The 20,039-nt window shown below is 38.7% G+C and carries 20 protein-coding genes and 1 pseudogene; 6 read left to right on the top strand and 15 right to left on the bottom strand.

Annotated features, from left to right (window positions below):
• Window positions 1–105 precede the first annotated feature (105 nt).
• Window positions 106–2,304, top strand: a complete 2,199-nt coding sequence (locus LV716_RS06905) for a S8 family serine peptidase (protein WP_163417018.1) — start codon at window positions 106–108, stop codon at window positions 2,302–2,304.
• Between the two features lie 96 nt (window positions 2,305–2,400).
• Here the strand turns inward: LV716_RS06905 and LV716_RS06900 are convergent, their stop codons facing one another.
• Window positions 2,401–3,114, bottom strand: a complete 714-nt coding sequence (locus LV716_RS06900; protein WP_163417017.1) for a 3'-5' exonuclease — start codon at window positions 3,112–3,114, stop codon at window positions 2,401–2,403.
• Window positions 3,115–3,250: 136 nt separating this feature from the next.
• Between LV716_RS06900 and LV716_RS06895 the strand changes: the two genes are divergently transcribed.
• The gene (locus LV716_RS06895; protein ID WP_163417016.1) at window positions 3,251–4,057 is read left to right on the top strand and encodes a hypothetical protein; all 807 of its coding nucleotides are present in this window, start codon (window positions 3,251–3,253) and stop codon (window positions 4,055–4,057) included.
• A 10-nt stretch (window positions 4,058–4,067) separates the two neighbouring features.
• On the opposite strand, the gene LV716_RS06890 is transcribed toward LV716_RS06895, so the two are convergent.
• From LV716_RS06890 to hemA, 12 genes and pseudogenes are all read right to left on the bottom strand, one after another.
• On the bottom strand, window positions 4,068–4,538 hold the full coding sequence (locus tag LV716_RS06890; protein ID WP_163417015.1) for a methylated-DNA--[protein]-cysteine S-methyltransferase: 471 nt from the start codon (window positions 4,536–4,538) through the stop codon (window positions 4,068–4,070).
• Window positions 4,538–5,659: a CNNM domain-containing protein gene (locus LV716_RS06885; protein WP_163417014.1), complete on the bottom strand. Its 1,122-nt coding sequence runs from the start codon at window positions 5,657–5,659 to the stop codon at window positions 4,538–4,540. Before LV716_RS06885 ends, LV716_RS06890 begins: the two co-directional genes overlap by 1 nt.
• 34 nt (window positions 5,660–5,693) lie before the next feature.
• Window positions 5,694–7,004, bottom strand: coding sequence for a serine hydrolase (locus LV716_RS06880; protein ID WP_163417013.1), 1,311 nt, complete (start codon window positions 7,002–7,004; stop codon window positions 5,694–5,696).
• Window positions 7,005–7,026: 22 nt separating this feature from the next.
• Window positions 7,027–8,016 carry a porphobilinogen synthase gene (gene hemB, locus LV716_RS06875; protein ID WP_163417012.1) on the bottom strand — a complete coding sequence of 330 codons (990 nt, stop codon included), beginning with the start codon at window positions 8,014–8,016 and terminating at the stop codon, window positions 7,027–7,029.
• A 73-nt stretch (window positions 8,017–8,089) separates the two neighbouring features.
• A complete protein-coding gene (locus LV716_RS06870; protein WP_163417011.1) occupies window positions 8,090–8,449 on the bottom strand; it encodes a four helix bundle protein in 360 nt (119 codons plus the stop codon).
• Between the two features lie 50 nt (window positions 8,450–8,499).
• A complete protein-coding gene (gene hemF / locus LV716_RS06865; protein WP_163417010.1) occupies window positions 8,500–9,402 on the bottom strand; it encodes an oxygen-dependent coproporphyrinogen oxidase in 903 nt (300 codons plus the stop codon).
• Window positions 9,392–9,886: a hypothetical protein gene (locus tag LV716_RS06860; RefSeq protein ID WP_163417009.1), complete on the bottom strand. Its 495-nt coding sequence runs from the start codon at window positions 9,884–9,886 to the stop codon at window positions 9,392–9,394. Before LV716_RS06860 ends, hemF begins: the two co-directional genes overlap by 11 nt.
• Before the next feature lie 3 nt (window positions 9,887–9,889).
• A complete protein-coding gene (locus tag LV716_RS06855; RefSeq protein ID WP_163417008.1) occupies window positions 9,890–10,438 on the bottom strand; it encodes a GNAT family N-acetyltransferase in 549 nt (182 codons plus the stop codon).
• A 9-nt stretch (window positions 10,439–10,447) separates the two neighbouring features.
• Window positions 10,448–11,472, bottom strand: a pseudogene (gene hemE / locus LV716_RS06850) (uroporphyrinogen decarboxylase).
• The gene (locus tag LV716_RS06845; protein ID WP_163417006.1) at window positions 11,465–12,130 is read right to left on the bottom strand and encodes a uroporphyrinogen-III synthase; all 666 of its coding nucleotides are present in this window, start codon (window positions 12,128–12,130) and stop codon (window positions 11,465–11,467) included. Before LV716_RS06845 ends, hemE begins: the two are co-directional and overlap by 8 nt.
• Window positions 12,108–13,034 carry a hydroxymethylbilane synthase gene (gene hemC / locus LV716_RS06840; RefSeq protein ID WP_163417005.1) on the bottom strand — a complete coding sequence of 309 codons (927 nt, stop codon included), beginning with the start codon at window positions 13,032–13,034 and terminating at the stop codon, window positions 12,108–12,110. Before hemC ends, LV716_RS06845 begins: the two co-directional genes overlap by 23 nt.
• On the bottom strand, window positions 13,031–14,287 hold the full coding sequence (gene hemA / locus LV716_RS06835; RefSeq protein WP_163417004.1) for a glutamyl-tRNA reductase: 1,257 nt from the start codon (window positions 14,285–14,287) through the stop codon (window positions 13,031–13,033). The genes hemC and hemA overlap by 4 nt, the downstream gene beginning before the upstream one ends.
• A 208-nt stretch (window positions 14,288–14,495) precedes the next feature.
• On the opposite strand from hemA, the gene LV716_RS06830 reads away from it, so the two are divergent.
• Together LV716_RS06830 and LV716_RS06825 are read left to right on the top strand one after the other, a co-directional pair.
• Window positions 14,496–15,374, top strand: coding sequence for an AraC family transcriptional regulator (locus LV716_RS06830; RefSeq protein WP_163417003.1), 879 nt, complete (start codon window positions 14,496–14,498; stop codon window positions 15,372–15,374).
• 10 nt (window positions 15,375–15,384) lie between these two features.
• Window positions 15,385–16,140, top strand: coding sequence for a ThuA domain-containing protein (locus LV716_RS06825; protein ID WP_163417002.1), 756 nt, complete (start codon window positions 15,385–15,387; stop codon window positions 16,138–16,140).
• Here LV716_RS06825 and LV716_RS06820 read toward each other — a convergent pair.
• A complete protein-coding gene (locus LV716_RS06820; protein WP_163417001.1) occupies window positions 16,126–16,974 on the bottom strand; it encodes an N-acetylmuramoyl-L-alanine amidase-like domain-containing protein in 849 nt (282 codons plus the stop codon). The two genes, LV716_RS06825 and LV716_RS06820, sit on opposite strands and share 15 nt — an antisense overlap.
• Before the next feature lie 122 nt (window positions 16,975–17,096).
• Here LV716_RS06820 and hemH point away from each other — a divergent pair, with 122 nt between their 5' ends.
• Together hemH and LV716_RS06810 are read left to right on the top strand one after the other, a co-directional pair.
• Entirely contained in the window at window positions 17,097–18,128 is a 1,032-nt protein-coding gene (gene hemH, locus LV716_RS06815; RefSeq protein ID WP_163417000.1) for a ferrochelatase, read from the top strand.
• Between the two features lie 84 nt (window positions 18,129–18,212).
• Window positions 18,213–19,592, top strand: a complete 1,380-nt coding sequence (locus LV716_RS06810) for an MATE family efflux transporter (RefSeq protein WP_163416999.1) — start codon at window positions 18,213–18,215, stop codon at window positions 19,590–19,592.
• Window positions 19,593–19,609: 17 nt separating this feature from the next.
• Here the strand turns inward: LV716_RS06810 and LV716_RS06805 are convergent, their stop codons facing one another.
• Entirely contained in the window at window positions 19,610–20,032 is a 423-nt protein-coding gene (locus LV716_RS06805; protein ID WP_163416998.1) for a nuclear transport factor 2 family protein, read from the bottom strand.
• Between the last annotated feature and the right edge of the window lie 7 nt (window positions 20,033–20,039).

The following is a 20,039-nucleotide window of genomic DNA, read 5'->3' as shown; positions in this document are numbered from 1 at the left end:
ACTTCTAAATTCGTAGTATTTCATCGAAATAACAGGTGTTTTTATCGATTTATCATGAATTGATAAATAACTTTGTAGTCCAAATCTTACCTAATCTGTTTAAGCATGTACTACAAGAAACTTACTTGTGCAACTGGAAACTACTTATACGTAATCATTTCATTATTAAGTTTTTTAACTGTATCTGGACAGTCAAAAACCAGTATAGAATCCATCAAATCCAGTTATGATCACCATAACATTTCTTCTTTTGTATCTAAAATGGAAGTGGAGCACCAATCCAAACAATTCAGAATAGATCAAATACTGAAAACAAAAGGTTGGAAGAAATCTGAGAAGTTACAAGATGGTACAGTCATAGCATTACAAGATATTGGAACGGATGGCACTCCACTTTTTTATACCACATTAAATGATTTTTCGCATCAAGTATCCAGGGCGAATGCCCTTTACGAGGATGGACTCCTAAACTTGGGTCTAAATGGTAGCGGTCTTCAGGTAGGTGTATGGGATGCGGGAGTTGCATTGACTACACACCAAGAATTTGATGACCGTGCAAAGAATTCGGACAATACCAACGAAGTAAGCTTGCATGCCACTTTGGTTACGGGAAACCTTATATCCTCAGGTATACGTCCCAATGCAAAGGGAGTCGCCTATGGCGCACAAGCACTAACGCACGATTGGACAAGGGACAAAATAGAAGTGGCAGAAGCTGCAGCTAATGGCCTGTTGTTGAGCAACCATTCCTACGGAATAAAGTCCGACAGAGTGCCCGACTGGTATTTTGGATCATACATTAAAGTCTCACAGGATTGGGACAAGATCATGTACAATGCTCCATACTATTTAATGGTAAATGCTGCTGGCAATGCTCAAAGATCATATGATAACGAATCGCCAAGTTTTGGAAAAACCGCAGATGGGTTTGATTTATTGCTCGGATTTGGTACATCTAAGAACGGACTTACCATTGCTGGGGCTAATACTAAAATTGGAAACAAGGGAGAGCTAAAAGAAGCTCATATTGCAGCCTATAGCAGTTTAGGTCCAGTTGATGACGGTAGAATAAAACCAGACTTGGCAGGTGATGGGTCTTCTATATTTTCCACAAGTTCAACGAACAATTCAAGCTACGACACTTCTATTGGCACTTCTATGGCGGCACCAGGCGTAACAGGTTCCCTTCTGTTGTTGCAACAGTATCACGAAGAGTTGTTCGGTACTTATATGAAAGCGGCAACACTTAAAGGATTGGCATTGCACACAGCAGATGATGTAGGTGCAAAAGGACCAGACTATAAAATGGGGTGGGGTGTAATAAATGTAAAATCCGCTGCCGTAACATTACAGAACAAAGGTTTCAGTACGCTTATGGAAGAAGAAAGCCTTGCTGAAGGGGATACATTTTCCTTAACGGTCTCTGCCAATGGAACAGAAACATTAATGGCTTCTATTTCTTGGACAGACCCCGAAGGTGAATACATCAATAGAGGTGACTTGAATAACAGGACAGCTGCGTTAACGAACGACCTAGACATTAGGATTACAAAAAATGGCTCAACTTATTTTCCCTGGAAATTGAATCCTGCAAAAGCAAATGATTCTGCCATAAAAGGTGATAATTTGGTGGATCCCTTTGAACGGGTAGAGGTTGCGAATGCAAAAGGCGACTATACGATTACGATTACCCATAAAGGTGGATTAAAAAATGGATTACAGGATTTTTCGCTTATCGTTTCTGGCGTCCAAGTTTCTAAATGTACTATTGATGTACCATCTGAAGTAACCTTGCTTTCGTCATCAGATAATGCTTTAAACATCGCTTGGTCAGACGCAGAGGAAACACTTTTTGAAGTTCAGTACAAAGCCTCTACCGAGGAGAATTGGAAAAATGAGTTGCTATGGAAGAACAATTATGAACTTACCAATTTACAAGTTGGAACTATATACACAGCAAGAATTCGCTCTATTTGTACCGAAAATATGGTTTCCGATTTTTCTGATGAAGTCAAGTTTGAATTCAATGGTACGGAAACAGAACTTTTGATTTATGAGCCTTTAGGATTTAATGAAGAATTAACGGTAAAGGTTTTTCCAAACCCTGCAACGGAATGGATAGCTTTAGATGCCAAACTATCGGAAGATGCCATGTATTCCATTGTTACCACTTCTGGCAATATTGTAAAAAAAGGGAGTGCCATTGACGAGCGTATCAATGTTTCAGATTTGGCATCTGGACTATACGTTTTGGTAGTGGAGGATCACTCAGGAATGAAAAGTTCTAAATTTTATAAAAACTAAATAGTTCTCATAGGTACTTTTTCAAAACAGGCTCAATAGTTTCAACCGAGTTTGGAAAGTTGAAACTTCTACAAAAAACATTGCTTCAGTTGACAGTTATACTCTTTTAATTTCTTCCTGCTCCAATAATGCTTCGTTACGCAATTTAAGGAAAACCTGTGCCGTGGTAATCACATCCAATTCACAGTACGAAACAATTCGGTCCAAATCATTTTCTTCATAAAAAACATCTTTGACCATGCTACCGTCCATGTCTTCTTTTGGAGATGGAATGCCCAATACATGGGCCAGGAGCTTTAGGGAAGTATAGTGTTTGTAATCACCAAATTTCCAAAGTTCCATGGTATCCAAATGTGATACTTCCCAAGGTTTTTTTCCGAACAGGTCCAGTTTATAGGGAAGATTCATGCCGTTAATGACCATACGCCGGGCAATGTATGGAAAATCGAATTCCTTACCATTATGGGCACAGAGCAAATGTCTGGCCTGATTAAAATGGTCCTGGAGCAATTGTTTAAATTGTTTTAGCAATTCAACCTCTTCTCCATAAAAAGAAGTCACCCTAAAATTTCGAATTTCTCCTTTCAAAACAAAATACCCCACAGAAATACAGACCACCCTTCCAAATTCTGCCCATATCCCTGCACGTTCATAAAAGTCTTCGGCGCTTATTTCGTCCTTTCTTTGATATTGGGACTTCTGCTCCCAAAGTATTTGAAAATCTTCATCTAAATCTGAGAAGCTTGGTTTTTGGGGTACAGTTTCTATATCCAAAAAGAGGATATGTTCTAGGTTAAGTTTGTAAAGCATTGTTTTTAAGTAAGTAAAATCTTTAGGAAAGATAAATATTTTAGGATTAATCGATAACCGGTAAAAGAATTGATAAGGAATGCCGTTATTAAAAGAGATAAACTTTTTGCTTTTAACATACCCCAAATCAACTATAATGAAATCCCCAAACATTGATTTTTCCATTAGAACTTTAAAATATGTATCCATGGCGCTCATATTGGTATGGAGCGTTTCGTGTTCAGATTCATCTGATGAAGATGGTCAGACGGAAAGTGAAATACCTGAAGAAGGTTCTGAAGAACCAAAAACCCCACCAGATACAGTTAGCGAATGTTCAGACCCGGGCAGCTTTGTTTTTAATGAAAAGGATGGTTTGGTAAACGTTGAGTTTGAAAATGCGGAGTTTTCTGGAGATTGGGAATTACAAAGCACGGATACAGATCATACTGGGGAAGGCTATATGGTTTGGACGGGGAGTCAATCCTTGGGAAATCCTGGGAGTGGACTAACTACTTTTAAAATCAGCATAACCAATACGGGAACCTATCAATTTATTTGGAGGTCTTCCGTAAAAACAGGTAATAACGGCACAGAACATAACGATACCTGGTTACGCTTTGATGACGCCGATGATTTTTTTGGTGAAAAAGGAAATGGCAGTATCGTATATCCGGCTGGTAGGGATAAATCACCTACTCCAGAAGGTTCAAGTAAAGACGGATGGTTTAAAATTTATAGGAGTGGTAATGATTTAAGCTTTAAGTGGCAATCATCTACATCGGATAATGATGCACATGATATTTTTGTAACGTTTGATGCTCCCGGTACGTACACCATGGAAATTTCGGCGCGATCTTCTGGTCATGCTATTGATAAGTTTGTTCTTTTCAATGATTCATTTTCAAAAAATGATGCGACTGACAGTGCAAATGCTTTGAGTGAGATTACTTGTGGGGATTAAAAAAGAACTCTTAAAATAGCGAAGTTTGCTTTACGGGGCTCTCGTGTTCCAATAGCCACCTTTTTCGGTGTAGTCCACCGGCATAGCCAACCAAATCTCCATTGCTCCCAATGACGCGATGACAGGGAACTACGATCCATAATGGGTTTTTACCATTGGCCGCAGCTACGGCGCGAATTGCTTTTGTATCGCCCAGTGTTTTGGAAAGTTCTAAATAAGAAACGGTTTTCCCATAAGGAATTTGTTGTAATGCTTCCCAAACTTTTTTCTGAAAGTCGGTTCCGGTAGGATTCAATTTAAGGTCAAATTGTTTGCGGGTTCCCTCAAAGTATTCTTTAAATTGATATACTACGTCTTCCAAAACCTCTGGGATTATACCAATAGGTTTTTGTTCGTTCAAAACAGATACAGAAGCAAGCCCATTTTCATCGCCATGAAACTCTGCCAAACCTACAGGTGTTTGCAAATAAGCTATTTCCATTACTCTATCTCATTTTTATCTTCAATAATGCCTAAGCGCTTAGCCCTGCTCTCCCAGTTCTTTCTTGCCAGTACTTGAAGGTCTTCCACATTATCGCTTTCATCCATTATCTCCAATCCGAGCAAGGTTTCGATTACATCTTCCATGGTTACCATTCCGCTAACAGAACCATATTCATCAACCACTAGGGATACATGCTCTTTTTGCTCAACAAATTTTTCCAATAGGTTAGGAATAGGTTTGGTTCTATTGGTGATCAATATTTCCCTTTGTATGGTCGCTAAAGGTTCATTGCCTTTTTTATTGATGATGGCCTCCATGAGTTCATCCTTTAAAAAGTAGCCCGTAATATTATCGACGCTTTCTTTATAAAGGGGAATACGTGAAAATCGAAGGGGCCTGTTCTCTTCAAAAAAGGCTTTGATTGTCATCGCTTCTGATGCAATTTTCATGACGGTTCTTGGAGTCATGACATCTTTTGCCAATATTTCATCAAATTTCAACAGATTTTTTATCACTTTGGATTCAGATTCCTGGAAAACACCTTCCTCATGGGCGATATCTGTCATGGCCGTAAAATCCTCCCTGCTCAGTACACTTCCATGATGTCCCTTTTTGCCGATTAGTCTAGTGAACAATTGTAATAACCACAATAAACCTGTCCATTTAAGTACGAAGACCATAATGTTAAGGGCTTTGGAGGTGAAGTTTGCCAATTGTTTCCAATATGTTGCTCCAATGGTTTTTGGAATTATTTCAGATGCCACCAAAATTAAAATGGTCATTACTGTGGATACGACACCTACCATGAGGTCTTCTGTAAATTCGATACCAAAAATGTTGTACGTTGAGGTGCCATAAAGCTCAGCATAAGCTACTTTGGCCTGAACGCCCACGAGGATGGCGCCTACGGTATGGGCAATCGTATTTAAAGTCAGAATGGCAATTAGAGGCTTGTCGACATCCTTTTTTAACTGTTCCAGCTCCTCTGCGTATTCCTTGCCCTCCTGCTTTTTTAGATTTAAAAACGTGGGGGTTATGCTCAAGAGTACTGCTTCCAAAATAGAACAGAGGAATGAAAAGAAAATTGAAATGAATGCGTAGAATAAAAGAAGTCCCATTGGTTATAGCTAGAGCGAACAAGATAATGAATACCTATTTAATTTTTGGCCCATTCAGTAAGAAGGCTTCATAAAAAATATGCTGTAACGTTGTTCTTATGTTTAGTTCGTAGAGGTTCCGATGCGCTCTTGTTGGATAAACCCTATTGGAAAGAAAAATAAATACCAATTGGTTTTCTGGGTCTGCCCAAGCAAAAGTTCCTGTGAATCCAGAATGACCAAAACTGGATTTGCTCGCTAAGGGAGATGGATAAGCGTCTGCTACGCTTAGCGTGTCATTCCCTATCAAAGGTTTGTCAAAACCCAACCCACGTCTGTTTTCGTTTTGCGGAAACTGGATTCTGGTAAACTCTTTCATGGTTTCTTTTGATATCATCTGTTTTCCATTATGAAGTCCATAATTTTGATATAACAACATCATTTTGACCAAGTCATCTGCCGTGCCAAACAATCCTGCGTTGCCCGAGACCCCTCCCAAAAGTGAGGCATTTTCATCATGAACCCATCCTTGCACCAAATCCTTTCGGAATAGTGTGTCATTTTCGGTGGGAACAATTGCATTTGGAAAATCTTTCATGGATGGATTAAACCCTAAAGTATGGGCGCCAATTGGTTTGTAGAATTGATTTTGTAGATAGGTTTGGTAATCGGTTTGGGTCAATTGGGCAATAAGCTCAGGAAAAATAAGAAATGCCAGCCCTGAATACTTGTAGGTTTTATCATCAGAAACTTTTGAACGATTAATGATACGGTACATTTTTCGTTTAAAGCGGTTTTTGATATAAATATTAGGATAGGCCTGTTTTTGGAATTTTTTGCTTGTTGAGGTTTTTATGAATCTTTTTTTCAGCTTCCCATTTTGCATCACTTTACTTAAAAAAACAATATATGGTGTTAAACCTGCTTGATGACTTAGTATCTCCCTTAAGGTAATACTCTTCTTAGTTTTTCTATTGCGCCAAGGTTTCCAATACGCACTAAAAGGGACATCTAACTTTAGTTTTTTCTCATCCACCAGTTTCATGAGAGCTGGTAAAGGTGCTGTAATTTTGGTCACGGAGGCCAAATCGTATACATCGGTCAGGCTTACTTTTTGAATACTATCATACGTATGGTAACCGTAAGCTTTATGAAAAATCACCTCATTGTTTTTGGCAACCAACACCTGAGCTCCGGGAAAAGCATGGTTTTGTATACCGTTGGTCATTATTGAATCTACTTTGAACGCAACGGATATTGAATCGAAACTTGGTTTTGATAGTATTCTATCCTTGGACAGTTGCTGAGCTTGGGCGTTCCATATCAATAAGAAGATTGAGAGAATCGCCAAAAAGAGGGTCTTCATAAAAAGCTTTTTAATATAGCGTTTAGCCCATCACACGGATAAAATCCTTCGCAAAATAACTTGCAATGATGTTGGCACCGGCTCTTTTAATGGCGGTCAATTGTTCTAACATGACACTGTCATGGTCCAGCCAACCCTTTTCGGCAGCTGCTTTCAGCATGGCATATTCTCCGGAGACTTGGTACACAGCTACAGGTACATCAACTTCGTTTTTTATTTCGCGAACAATATCCAAATATGCCAAACCAGGTTTTATCATAACAATATCAGCCCCTTCGTCAATATCCATTTGGGTTTCTCGAATGGCTTCAAACCGATTGGCATAATCCATCTGATAGGTTTTTTTGTCCTTTGGTACGTTGGCGATATCCACGGGAGCAGAATCCAAAGCATCTCTAAAAGGCCCATAAAAGGCACTGGCATATTTGGCGGAATAGCTCATAATCCCCGTGTTTTGAAAACCCTCATCTTCCAAAGCTTCCCGAATAGTTAGAATACGACCATCCATCATATCGCTTGGCGCAACAAAATCGGCACCAGCGTGTGCATGCGAAACGCTCATTTCTGCTAAAACCTCAGAAGTTTCATCGTTCAATATTTGTCCTTCTGCAACAATCCCATCGTGTCCGTAGGAAGAGAAGGGGTCCAGGGCGACATCGGTCATGACCAACATTTCTGGACAAGCATTTTTTACGTTTTTGATGGCGCGTTGCATCAATCCTTCAGGATTTAGCGCTTCTGTTCCTTTGTCGTCCTTTAAGCTATCTGGAACCTTCACGAACAATAAGACGGAACAAAGGCCCATTTGCCATAATTCTTTTACTTCTTTCTCAAGGTGGTCCAGACTCATGCGATAATAGTTGGGCATGGAAGGAATCTCTTCTTTAATCCCTTTTCCTTCAACTACAAATAGCGGGACTAAAAAGTCATCTGGGGTCACAATGGTTTCACGAACCAATCTTCTTATGGATTCCGATGCACGCAATCTTCTATTTCTTATAAGTGGATACATATCTTTTGTTCTAAGTTTTAAGCTGGAAGCTATAAGTATTTGGTTTTAAGCTTTAAGTTGAAAGTTACTATATCTAAAGTGTTTTTTTGATGGTTTTTATGAGTGCTGCCAGCATTTTTTTGATTTCATCGATTTCTACCAATAAGTCCTCCGCTTTTTTCGGATTTATGAGGCCAAGTTCTTTTGAAACCAGAATTAGATAGTCCAATTCATGCGCAGAGCCAGATGAAATATATAAAAATCGAATCAGTTCTTTCTGTGTTTCCCTGCCACAACCTTCAGCGATGTTGGTTGGAATTGAAACGGATGCCCTATTCATTTGTGAGACCAATCCAAATTGCTCGGATTTAGGATATTGTTCAGTTATTTTATAAATTTTAAGTACTAAATTATGGGAACGCTGCCACACTTTGTAGTTTTTATAATTCACCATAGCTCGTAACACTTAAAACTTTTCACTTAATGCTTAAAACTAATCATAATTTATACCCATTCCTTGGGACTTTGCAGTACTTCAATCAATTTCTCCTCGTCACTTCCTTTTTCTGGATGGTGGTCATATCTCCATTGTACATGCGGCGGAAGGCTCATCAAAATACTTTCGATACGTCCATTTGTCTTTAATCCAAACAAGGTTCCTTTATCATGTACTAGGTTAAACTCCACATACCTTCCGCGTCTTATTTCCTGCCAATCCCTTTGTTTTTGGTTGTATGGAAGCATTTTTCTTTTTGAAACAATCGGTATATATGCTTCTAAAAAACTATTGCTAACTTCGGTTACAAAGTTGTACCAATCTTCCATGGTCATGGTATCGATTGCTTTACAATAATCAAAGAAAAGCCCACCTAATCCTCTCGCTTCATTACGATGTGAGTTCCAAAAGTATTCATCACAACGCTTTTTATAGTTGAAATAGAATTCAGGATTATGCGCATCACATGCTTTTTTACAAATGGTGTGAAAGTGTTTTCCATCTTCTTCAAATAAGTAATACGGCGTAAGGTCTTGTCCTCCTCCAAACCATTGATCGATAATACTCCCGTTCTTATCATACATTTCAAAATACCGCCAATTGGCATGTACTGTGGGCACCATTGGGTTTTTAGGATGCAACACTAGACTTAGGCCACAAGCAAAAAAATCAGCATTTTCAACACCAAAATATTGCTGCATGCTTTTTGGCAGTTCCCCATGCACGCCAGAAATGTTGACACCACCTTTTTCAAAAACCGCTCCATTTTCTATGACCCGCGTTCTGCCACCTCCGCCTTCAGGACGTTTCCAAAGGTCTTCTTGAAATTTGGCTTTCCCATCAACTTCTTCAAGCTTGTTTGTAATGGTATCTTGAAGGGTTTGTATATATGCGTAGAATTTATCTTTCATCGGTTATATGAACTAATTTGTTTTTAAAGGTAGCAAAGTTGGAAGTGGCATCTACTTTTGAGGATGTTGCCGTCATTTCCCTAAAGATTTCGATTACTTCAAGTATTGTTTTGTTGGGATGTTTCTTAAAAATATACCGACCGATTTCATTATTGTGCAAATCCATATTTTTTGCCAGTTTTCGGTTAGGGAAGGCATGTTCGTGCCAATCAGTAATTTTTTCTGACCAGCTTAGGACTCTGATTTTATTTTTACTCCAGCGATAGCAACTTTTAGCAATCAAATAATTCCAAAGTGCATGTCGAAAAGCATTGGCAGGACCATTTTCATAGTGCGCACGGCCATAATGTTGTGTGGAAACTGACATACATTTTCTTGTGGCGGACAGCGTAGGGAAAACAAACAAAGGAAACCGAAAACATAATTTGACCAAAATCCCAATACTTTTTGAATCCAATTGTTTAAATGCCCTAATTGCATTCATTGTTTAGTGTATGGTTTTTGGATGATGAAGCTCAAACAATTCCATATCGAGAATTTCTCCATTTCCTGTTGTGTGCTCTTTTGGCAAAGTTCGTTTCCAAGCAAATCCATTCCTTTTTGCAATTTGTTTACTGGCCAAGTTACGGTCATGAACAATGATTTGAAGTGTATGTAGTTTTGCCTCTTTAAAACACCATGGAATCATTTTTTCAACACAAGTTTTCGTAATGCCCAGTCCTTCATAACGATAACTAATACAATAGGCCAACTCTCCCTGACCTGCTACTTTTTGAAGCTCTTTTACATATAACAGTCCAATAATAGACCTATTGGTATTTTCTTTAATTGTAAACAAGAATTCGTCTTTTGAGACAAACTCCTTAACCTTTTTTGCTACAAACAATTCGGCCAAAGTTGGGGTTAGATTTTGTTGTAACGTTTTTGGAAAATCCGCTTTTAATCGTTCTGAATTTGAAACCACAAAATCGCAAAGCCTCCAAGCATCTTTTTCTTGAATTGGGCTAATACTATAGTTTTCAAAATCGATTTGCATGATAAAAAACTATTCGGTATATTTTTTTACGGCATCAATAAAAGCTCTTGCATTTTCTACTGGAATATGAGGAAGGATACCGTGCCCCAAGTTGACCACATATTTGTCTTTACCGAATTCACGAATCATTTGAGTGACCATTTTTTTGATGGTCTCTGGCGGAGAAAGTAACCGTGCAGGATCAAAATTCCCTTGTAATGTAATATTTCCTCCTGTTAGATATCTGGCATTTTGTGCAGAACAGGTCCAATCCACACCCAATGCAGAAGCCCCAGATTGTGCCATTTCTTTTAAGGCAAACCAACAACCTTTTCCAAAAACGATTACAGGAGCATCATCTTTTAAGGCATCTACGATTTGCTGAATGTATTGAAATGAAAATTCTTGATAATCCACGGGAGACAACATTCCCCCCAAGAATCAAAAACTTGAACAGCGTTTACACCTGCTTTTACTTTGGCCTTTAAATAGGCGATGGTGGTATCTGTAATTTTTTGAAGTAGTTGATGGGCAGCTTCGGGCTGGGTAAAACAAAATCCGCGCGCTTTATCAAAACTTTTGCTTCCCTGTCCTTCGACACAGTAGCAAAGAATGGTCCATGGAGACCCTGCAAAACCTATTAATGGAATCTCATCCTCTAATTTTTCCTTGGTCATGCTTATGGCATCCAGCACATAACCAAGTGATTCCTCTATGCTTGGGACGATGACCCTATCCAAATCTTCTGCAGACCTAATAGGGTCTGGGAGATAGGGCCCAAAATTAGGTTTCATTTGAACCTCGATATCCATTGCCTGTGGAATGACCAAAATATCACTGAACAGTATAGCCGCATCCATACCAAAACGACGAATGGGTTGTATCGTTATTTCAGAAGCCAGTTCTGGAGTTTGACAGCGTGTAAAGAAATCGTACTTCTCTTTAAGTTCCATAAATTCGGGAAGATAACGTCCAGCCTGGCGCATCATCCATACAGGTGGTCTGTCTACAGTTTCACCTTTTAAGGCTCTTAGAAATAGGTCGTTTTTAATCATGTTTTTTAAAATATTTTATAGCTTGAACCAATACATTTTCCACAGTTGGTCTGTTGGCGATTATAATTTTATCTGTGTGCTTTTTTACTTCATTGGCAGTAGTATTGCCAATACAGAAGGCCAAACTTTTTGAAATTGAATTTTCTTGCGTATAACTTTTTATACCGCTCGGGCTAAAAAAAAGAATACCGTCAAAAATGCGATTGAATTTTCTAGGAATCAAATGAGTATTATAGGCTATAATTTGAGTACACCGTATTTTATTTCTTGATAACATCTCCGGTAATTCCTCTCTTCTTAAGTTTCCACATAAAAACAAAAACTTCTCATTTTCATGATTTTTGATGATAAAATCACCTAAATCTGAGGCATTTTCTTCAGCTTTAATGACTTTCATGCCACTTTCTTCCAAAAGCATCCTTGTTTTTTCACCCACACAAAAAGCATTGCATTTGTTTCTATCGAGGTGTTTTGAACGATTCAAAAATGCTTTTACAGCATTCTTACTGGTGAAAATATAATTTTGGTAATTATCAGGAATCGCTATGTCCAAAAATTCAATATGGAGCGCATCATACTCGACCATACCTATTCCCGAGTTGAGAAATAATTCCTTTTGCGAAGGGGAGAGTAATTTAGTGGAGAGCACTGTTTTCATTTCGTATTGCGTCCATAAGTTTATCTCCACCCATATTCAAGACCTCTTTGGCACAAGCTTGTCCAAACCCTGACGAATTTTTTGGTTCAGTCTCTTTTTGGATTTCAATTTTTTGCTTGCCATCCAAAGAAAAAATAACTCCTTCAAAATGAACTGATTGGTCTTTTATTTGAGCCAAAGCCCCAATGGGAGCCGTACAACCGCCTTCAAGCGTTCTTAAAAACTCACGTTCAATTGTGGTCGTAATCTCAGAATCTTTGTGATTGAGCTTTTGAGAAGCATCTTTGGAAAACTCATCATTTTCCTGTGCTACTATAAGCATTGCTCCTTGTGCTGGTGCAGGAATCATCCAGTCCAATTCCAAAGCATCTTTGGGCAATAATTTGATGCGTTCCAATCCTGCTTGGGCAAAAATGGCACCGCTCCAGTCGTTTTCAATAAGTTTTAAGAGCCTTGAATTTACATTACCCCTCAAATCCACTACGTTATGATGCGGATATTTATGCAACCATTGTGCTTTTCTCCGCAGACTACCGGTAGCTATCGTAGCTTCGTTGTCAGATTCCATAAAATCCAATCCTTTGTGAACCAGAATATCATTGGTTACGGCACGTTCTAAAACCGCGGTTTGGACAATACCTTTTGGTAATTGCGTAGGAACATCCTTCATGGAATGTACTGCAATATCAATTTGGCCTTTTAATAATGCAATATCCAAGGTCTTGGTAAAAATTCCCGTAATTCCCAATTCATAGAGTGGTTTGTCCAAAACCTGGTCGCCTGTAGATTTAATGGGTACTAACGTAGTATCGTAGCCTAATGCTTCCAGTTTTTGCTGTACTGTTGTTGCTTGCCACAATGCCAATTCGCTATCGCGGGTTCCAATTCGTATGATTTTGCTCATTTAGAATCGATTTCTAGCTGAAAAACTTTTTGGATAAGCTCTAGACTATCTTCGGTATCGACCTCTGAACTTTTTAAATGGTTTGCAAATTGCTTGGTTATTTTTTGAATGATACGTTCGGAAATGATTTCTGCCTGATTTTCGTTAAAGTCAGATAACTTTCTGGAATGAAAGTCGATTTCTTCGGCTTTCATTGTTTTTAGTTTCTCCTTTAGAGCGTTGATAACAGGGGCAAACTTCCTTGTTTCCAACCATTTTAAAAACTCTTCCCTTACATGGTCTATTATTGCTTCTGCCTTGGGGACGAATTCTTTTCTTTTGTTCAACGTATCGTCTGTAATCTGGGAAAGCTGGTCTAGATGTACCAAGGATACATTTTCAAGTTCCAAGACGTCATCGGACACGTTTTTAGGAACAGAAAGATCTAGAATAAGCAATGGTTTTTTTGTGTAAATAAGTGCTTTGGAAATTGTTGGCAGTTGTGCTCCGGTGGCAACGACTAAAATATCCGCTCTTCGTATTTCGCTTTGTAGGTCCCCGTAGTCCTTAACCGTTAAATCAAATTTTCCTGCAACCACCTCAGCTTTTTCCCTTGTTCTATTGATAAGGGTGATTTGAGAATTCTTGGAGTGCTTTACTAAATTTTTACAGGTATTTCGTCCTATTTTTCCCGTACCAAAGAGTAAAATATTTTTTTCTGAGATATTGGGAACCGTATCTAGAATGTACCTAACAGAAGCAAAAGCTACCGAAGTAGCACCCGATGATAGTTCAGTTTCATTTTTAATACGCTTGCTTGCCTGTATAACAGCGTTGCACAAACGCTCCAGAAAAGGATTGGCCATTTCGTGTTTTTTGGAACGGTAAAACCCTTGTTTAATCTGGCTTATGATTTCAAAATCACCAAGAATTTGACTATCTAAACCAGTACCCACCTTGAACATGTGTGAAATGGCATCATGGTTCTTATATACATAGGCAACTTTCTGAAACTCCTCCACAGTACCTTGGGTCTGGTCACAGAGCATTTTAATAAGTTGATAAGGATGCTGTGCGAAACCATAAAACTCTGTTCGGTTGCAAGTAGATATGGCAAGAAGAACATCTATACCCTGCTCCTTTGCCTGTACCATGATGTTATCTATGGCAGGAACGTCTAGGCTAAACTTTCCCCTAATCTCGGCATCAGCTTTTTTGTAGCTAAGGCCAATGGCATAAAATGAGTTATGTTTGGAAATATGGTAATTCCTCATAAAGGATTAAATCGCGACACAAAAATAGGGGTGTCATATTTCAAAAAATAACGCTAGCGGAACTATAAATATCATGCTTTGGACAATTATCTGTACTTTTAGCTTAAATTCTTCAAAAACACTGTATTTATTGATAAATTTGAATTATTAAAAACAATTTAGAGTCATTCTAAATAGAATTAATCATTTCAAAAAGTAGTATTTAGAGATGGAAAATGTCGCCCAAGGTTCATATGAGGAAATTTTGATAGAAAATGGATTTTACATTCTTAAAATTCAGAACGATACCGATGAGAGTAGGATAATTGAAAGAGAAATCAACAGTTCTTTCATTCAGTTTCATTTTTGCCTAAAAGGAAGGTCCCGGTTTTATTTTAACAAAGGACAATATCATTTAGAAGTATCTGAGGAAAACTCATTACTATTATATAACACACAAAAAGACCTGCCCCTACATTTAAATGTTTCTCCAAACACATGGTTGTTGTCCGTAGTTATGACCATAAGAAGATTTCATTCACTTTTTTCGAGTGAAGCAAACTATATTCCTTTTTTAAGTGAGGACAACAAGGAGAAGAAATACTATTCGCAGGAGGCGGTCTCACCTGCAATTGCGGTAGTATTGAGCCAATTGATGACTTATAACCTACATCCATCCATAAAAGAACTGTATGTAAAGGGAAAAGCATACGAACTAATTTCCTTGTATTTCAACAAGACCCAGAATGCAGACTTGGAACAATGCCCTTTCTTGGCCGATGAAGAAAATGTAAGGCGTTTAAAAATGGCAAAGGAAATCATAATTTCAAGAATGTCAGAGCCTCCCACATTAGCTGAGCTTTCCAAGGAAATTGGGCTTAGTCTAAAGAAATTGAAAGAAGGGTTTAAACAAATCTATGGTGACTCCGTCTATGGTTTTCTGTTTGATTACAAAATGGAGTATGCCAGAAAAATGCTGGAGACCGGAAGCCATAACGTTAACGAAGTTGGGTTGCGTGTGGGTTACAGTACCGCAAGCCACTTTATAGCATCTTTCAAAAAGAAGTACGGTACCACACCAAAAAAATATTTAACTTCCAATGTTTAAAGGATATAAGATGAAGTTTTATAGTTTTCTTTTTTTGGTTGTTTTTTTTCTAGGATGCACAAATGCCCAAGATAAACCTAAGACAGAAGATGTACCCAAAGCCCCAGAATTGGTATTGGTATTTAGCAAGACAACAGGATATCGCCATAAATCTATAGAAAAAGGAGTAAAAACCTTAAAAGAGTTGGGACGACAAAACGGGTTCATTGTATTACAGACCGAAACAAGCGCTGATTTTAATCCCCAAAATTTAAAAAATTATAAACTGGTCGTTTTCCTTAGTACGACTTCTGAAGTTTTAGCGGACAACGAACAAACGGCATTTGAAAACTATATAAAGAACGGAGGAAGTTTTTTAGGGATACACGCTGCCACCGATACCGAATATAACTGGCCTTGGTATGGAAAACTAGTAGGAGGCTATTTTAATGGTCACCCGAACGACCCAAATATTCGTGATGCTAAAATAGACGTTGTAAATAAGGAACATCCATCTACGGCACACTTAAAAGATACGTGGCAACGAAGTGATGAATGGTACAATTACAAAAATTTAAACCCTAATATTTCCGTTTTGCTCAACTTGGATGAAACCAGTTATGAAGGTGGGACAAATGGTGAAAACCACCCTATAGCTTGGTATCATGAATTTGATGGTGGCCGCTCGTTTTATACTGGTGGTGGTCATACCGAAGCTTCTTTTGATGAACCTGATTTTAAAAAGCACTTGCTAGGGGCAATTATATGGTGTTTAGGAAGGAATTAAAACAGGTCTTGCCACTATAATTCCAATATTGTTTTTTATTTTTTTGAGATAGTCGACCAAGGGTTCTTCGGTAATCATTACCGACCCAGAACTCGAAGCATGTAGTAAGTGAATTCTACCGTTTGGTTGGCGAATAGCGATTCCAGTATGGGTTACATCCAACCCTTTTATAGAAGTTGCCAGTGCAATGATATCACCAGATTGAATAAGGCTTTCGTTTTGTTTAATTTGATGTTGTGGAAGAATACATAGATTCTCCTCGGCTATCATTTTCTCAACTTCTAAAATTGCATTGTAGTTGTCATTTTGCTTTAAAAATGGATACAACTTTCTGTGCGTACCCATAAAGTTAATTGCCTTTTTAGTCTCGACACCTCCCAATTTGGAAGTAACGTCCATGACCAAACCTTTTTGTTCATTGTTTCTAATCCATTCTGTAAAATAATGTAAACGAGAAGGATAGCCATTTAACTCTCCATTCCTATACCGAATAGTTTGAAGATTTTTGGTAAAATCCGTAAACTCATATTGTTGGTTTTTGTGTAGCAAACCAAAAGCCACAACATTTTCGACAAAAGTCGTACAATCCAAACCCCTTAGATTCACTACAAGGGTCTCGGTTTCGCCAACTTCCAGTGTTTTCTCAACATAAGGTATTCCCAAAAATGTTTTTCCTATGGAAACAATTGTATTTCCTGTAGCCTCTTCTTCAATTTTTTGAATGTCTTTCAACTTGGAGTAAAATAACGTAGAATCTTTAGAAGTGCAGGTAATCTGTGCCTGCGCAACAAATCCGAAAATCAAAAGGAGATAAAATAAAACCGTACGAAACATAGCCTATTTTGGGTTCATCAAACTAAATTAGGATTATCTATGGAATAATAGAGAAACAAATTGACAGAATCAAATATTAAATCAACCTCAAATAGTATTTTTACTGCTCTTAACGAATTGCTATGAAAGGAGTATTGTTGGTTAATTTGGGCTCACCGGATAGCCCTACCGCAAAAGATGTAAAACCATATCTGGATGAATTTCTGATGGACGAACGGGTAATTGATGTTCCAAAATTGTTGCGGAATCTTTTAGTACGAGGAATTATTCTTCAGACCCGTCCCAAAAAATCCGCGGAGGCATATGCCAAAATCTGGTGGGAGGAAGGTTCTCCGCTAATTGTTATTTCGGAACGATTTATGGAAAAAGTTCAGGAGCAAACAGATATGCCCGTTGCTCTAGGGATGCGTTACGGTAGCATGACCATTAAGAATGCACTTCAAGAATTAAAAGACAAGGGAGTGGATGAGGTTTTATTAGTGCCATTATATCCACATTATGCCATGTCTTCCTATGAGACCGTTGTGGTAAAAGTGATGGAAGTACAACAAGAATATTTTCCAGAAGTCCATTTGACCACCTTGCCTGCATTTTATAATAGTCCAGAGTATATTAAAGTACTATCGGAAAGTATTGCAGATGGTCTGAAGGATTTTGAATATGACCATATTCTCTTCTCGTACCATGGTATTCCAGAACGACATATTAGAAAATCGGACCCGACCAAATTCCATTGTAAGATTGATGGTAGCTGCTGTAAAATCAATTCGGTAGCACACCACACCTGTTATAGGCATCAGTGTTACGATACTACAGAATTGGTAAAAGCATATCTTGACCTTCCCGAAGATAAAGTGAGTTCTTCATTTCAGTCGCGATTGGCTGGTGACCCATGGTTGAAACCGTATACCGATTACGAATTTGAGCGTTTGGCGAAAGAAGGAAAAAAGCGACTTGCTGTGATTACACCTGCCTTTGTAAGCGATTGCTTGGAAACTTTAGAAGAAATTGCCATGGAAGGCAAAGAACAGTTTGAAGAGGCAGGAGGAGAACACTACAAGCATATTCCATGTTTGAACGATAGTGATGCTTGGGTTGCTTTAATGGGCAAATGGGTCAATGAATGGAAATCTAACGAAGTCCTGCCCGTTTAGTTAACGTCTGGTCGAGCGTAGTCAAGACCTAAATCACAATTGTTGTCCATATCCAAACTGCGTTCGATATGACAGCCCATTAGTATGGCAAAGGTTTCATCAGATCAACTGGGCGAAGAACCTATTGGCAAGTTGCTGATCAAACAAGCCGTACCTGCTTCCATAGGCATACTGGTCATGTCTCTGAACATTCTGGTGGACTCCATTTTTGTAGGAAATTGGATTGGTTCCATTGCTATAGCCGCCATCAACGTGGTGCTCCCCGTTTCTTTTTTTATTGCGGCTTTGGGAATGGCCATCGGTATCGGTGGGTCGAGTATCATTTCTAGAGCACTTGGTGCGGAAAACAAGGAAAAGGCATTAAAAACGTTTGGTAATCAAATCACCCTTACCCTTTTGGTGACCATAAGCATGGTTGCCTTGGGGCTCTATTTTGTAGATGACCTTATCCCCGCCTTTGGTGGTAAAGGAACCATCTTTGACCCTGCGAAGATTTATTATACCATCATTTTATATGGAGTGCCGTTTCTTGCACTGTGTATGATGGGCAATACGGTAATTCGAGCGGAGGGCAAACCAAAGTTCGCTATGGTAGCCATGATCATTCCTTCCGTTGGGAATTTGCTCATGGATTATGTCTTTATTTATATTTTTGATTGGGGCATGCACGGAGCGGCCTGGGCAACGACTGCAGGGTATTTGATGTGTTTTGCTTATATCTTCTATTTTTTTACTTCTAAAAATTCAGAATTGAAGATAGGTCCTGCCCATTTTGGATTGGACATGCCGATTTTAAAGGAAATAGGGTCGCTTGGTTTTGTAACCTTGGCACGGCAAGCAGTAACCAGTATCACTTACCTTTTAATGAACAACATTCTATTCAATTTGGGAGGCGAGGCGATGGTTGCTGTATACGCTATTATCGGTAGAATGCTGATGTTCGCATTGTTTCCAGTTTTTGGAGTTACCCAAGGTTTTTTGCCAATCGCCGGATTCAACTATGGAGCCTTAAAGTACGAACGTGTAAAAGAATCCATCTCTACGGCAATCAAATATGCCGCTTTGGTAGCTACGTTGGTGTTTGTTGGACTGATGCTTTTCCCAGAAGCCATCACATCACTTTTTTTGAGCAATAAGGAGAATTTACCGGCCGAAGAATTACTAACGAATGCTTTCGTTTTGGAACATGCGCCTAACGCTATGCGATGGGTCTTTGCAGCGACACCTATTATTGCATTGCAGCTGATCGGGGCAGCGTATTTTCAGGCGGTAGGGAAAGCCACCCCAGCGTTGCTTCTGACCTTGACCCGACAAGGCTTCTTTTTTATTCCGCTTATTCTGATTTTACCCGGTTATTTTGGGGAACTTGGTGTTTGGCTTTCCTTCCCCATAGCCGACGTACTTGCAACTATCGTTACCGGCATTTACTTGGTTAGGGAAGTGAAAACTAAGCTGAAAACATGAAATTGAAATAGTTTTTTCTATTCAATTTGAGTAGCTGCTTTGCTGATGATTTTCCATTCCCCTTCAAGTTTTTTCAATAAGATTATATCGATGAACTTTAGGTTTCTTTTCGGAATTAGGATTTCCGCTTTGGCACAAGCAATGTTGTTGGCATAGTCTACCATCAAAATTTTTCCGACCCTTCCATTGAATTTTCCTTTTTCCCTGTTTTTGAAGAGGTCACTGTATTCTTTTGGGGATAGCACCCATAACTCTTGGTCTTTTTTGGACAAAAAGAGATCAGCTTCTTCATAAAAGGCAGCTTCAATCAATTCTTGATTATTGTAAGACGAGCCATCAAGATATTTTTGTAGGGTTGCTTTAATGCTGTCCTCCTCGGTTTGAGCTATTAAAGAGGCACTAAAGAATACGAACGATACTAAGAACAGTATTTTTTTCATAAGTTGG

This window comes from Flagellimonas sp. HMM57, assembly GCF_021390175.1.
Lineage (GTDB): Bacteria > Bacteroidota > Bacteroidia > Flavobacteriales > Flavobacteriaceae > Flagellimonas.
Note: the sequence above shows the minus strand (reverse complement) of the source record. Positions and strands in the feature narration are given on the sequence as shown.

Excerpts from the sequence above, each read along its gene's own strand:
- LV716_RS06905 (WP_163417018.1), top strand. The coding sequence starts at position 106 with ATGTACTACAAGAAACTTACTTGTGCAACTGGAAACTACTTATACGTA.
- LV716_RS06900 (WP_163417017.1), bottom strand. The coding sequence starts at position 3,114 with ATGCTTTACAAACTTAACCTAGAACATATCCTCTTTTTGGATATAGAA.
- LV716_RS06895 (WP_163417016.1), top strand. The coding sequence starts at position 3,251 with ATGAAATCCCCAAACATTGATTTTTCCATTAGAACTTTAAAATATGTA.
- LV716_RS06890 (WP_163417015.1), bottom strand. The coding sequence starts at position 4,538 with ATGGAAATAGCTTATTTGCAAACACCTGTAGGTTTGGCAGAGTTTCAT.
- LV716_RS06885 (WP_163417014.1), bottom strand. The coding sequence starts at position 5,659 with ATGGGACTTCTTTTATTCTACGCATTCATTTCAATTTTCTTTTCATTC.
- LV716_RS06880 (WP_163417013.1), bottom strand. The coding sequence starts at position 7,004 with ATGAAGACCCTCTTTTTGGCGATTCTCTCAATCTTCTTATTGATATGG.
- hemB (WP_163417012.1), bottom strand. The coding sequence starts at position 8,016 with ATGTATCCACTTATAAGAAATAGAAGATTGCGTGCATCGGAATCCATA.
- LV716_RS06870 (WP_163417011.1), bottom strand. The coding sequence starts at position 8,449 with ATGGTGAATTATAAAAACTACAAAGTGTGGCAGCGTTCCCATAATTTA.
- hemF (WP_163417010.1), bottom strand. The coding sequence starts at position 9,402 with ATGAAAGATAAATTCTACGCATATATACAAACCCTTCAAGATACCATT.
- LV716_RS06860 (WP_163417009.1), bottom strand. The coding sequence starts at position 9,886 with ATGAATGCAATTAGGGCATTTAAACAATTGGATTCAAAAAGTATTGGG.
- LV716_RS06855 (WP_163417008.1), bottom strand. The coding sequence starts at position 10,438 with ATGCAAATCGATTTTGAAAACTATAGTATTAGCCCAATTCAAGAAAAA.
- LV716_RS06845 (WP_163417006.1), bottom strand. The coding sequence starts at position 12,130 with ATGAAAACAGTGCTCTCCACTAAATTACTCTCCCCTTCGCAAAAGGAA.
- hemC (WP_163417005.1), bottom strand. The coding sequence starts at position 13,034 with ATGAGCAAAATCATACGAATTGGAACCCGCGATAGCGAATTGGCATTG.
- hemA (WP_163417004.1), bottom strand. The coding sequence starts at position 14,287 with ATGAGGAATTACCATATTTCCAAACATAACTCATTTTATGCCATTGGC.
- LV716_RS06830 (WP_163417003.1), top strand. The coding sequence starts at position 14,496 with ATGGAAAATGTCGCCCAAGGTTCATATGAGGAAATTTTGATAGAAAAT.
- LV716_RS06825 (WP_163417002.1), top strand. The coding sequence starts at position 15,385 with ATGAAGTTTTATAGTTTTCTTTTTTTGGTTGTTTTTTTTCTAGGATGC.
- LV716_RS06820 (WP_163417001.1), bottom strand. The coding sequence starts at position 16,974 with ATGTTTCGTACGGTTTTATTTTATCTCCTTTTGATTTTCGGATTTGTT.
- hemH (WP_163417000.1), top strand. The coding sequence starts at position 17,097 with ATGAAAGGAGTATTGTTGGTTAATTTGGGCTCACCGGATAGCCCTACC.
- LV716_RS06810 (WP_163416999.1), top strand. The coding sequence starts at position 18,213 with ATGGCAAAGGTTTCATCAGATCAACTGGGCGAAGAACCTATTGGCAAG.
- LV716_RS06805 (WP_163416998.1), bottom strand. The coding sequence starts at position 20,032 with ATGAAAAAAATACTGTTCTTAGTATCGTTCGTATTCTTTAGTGCCTCT.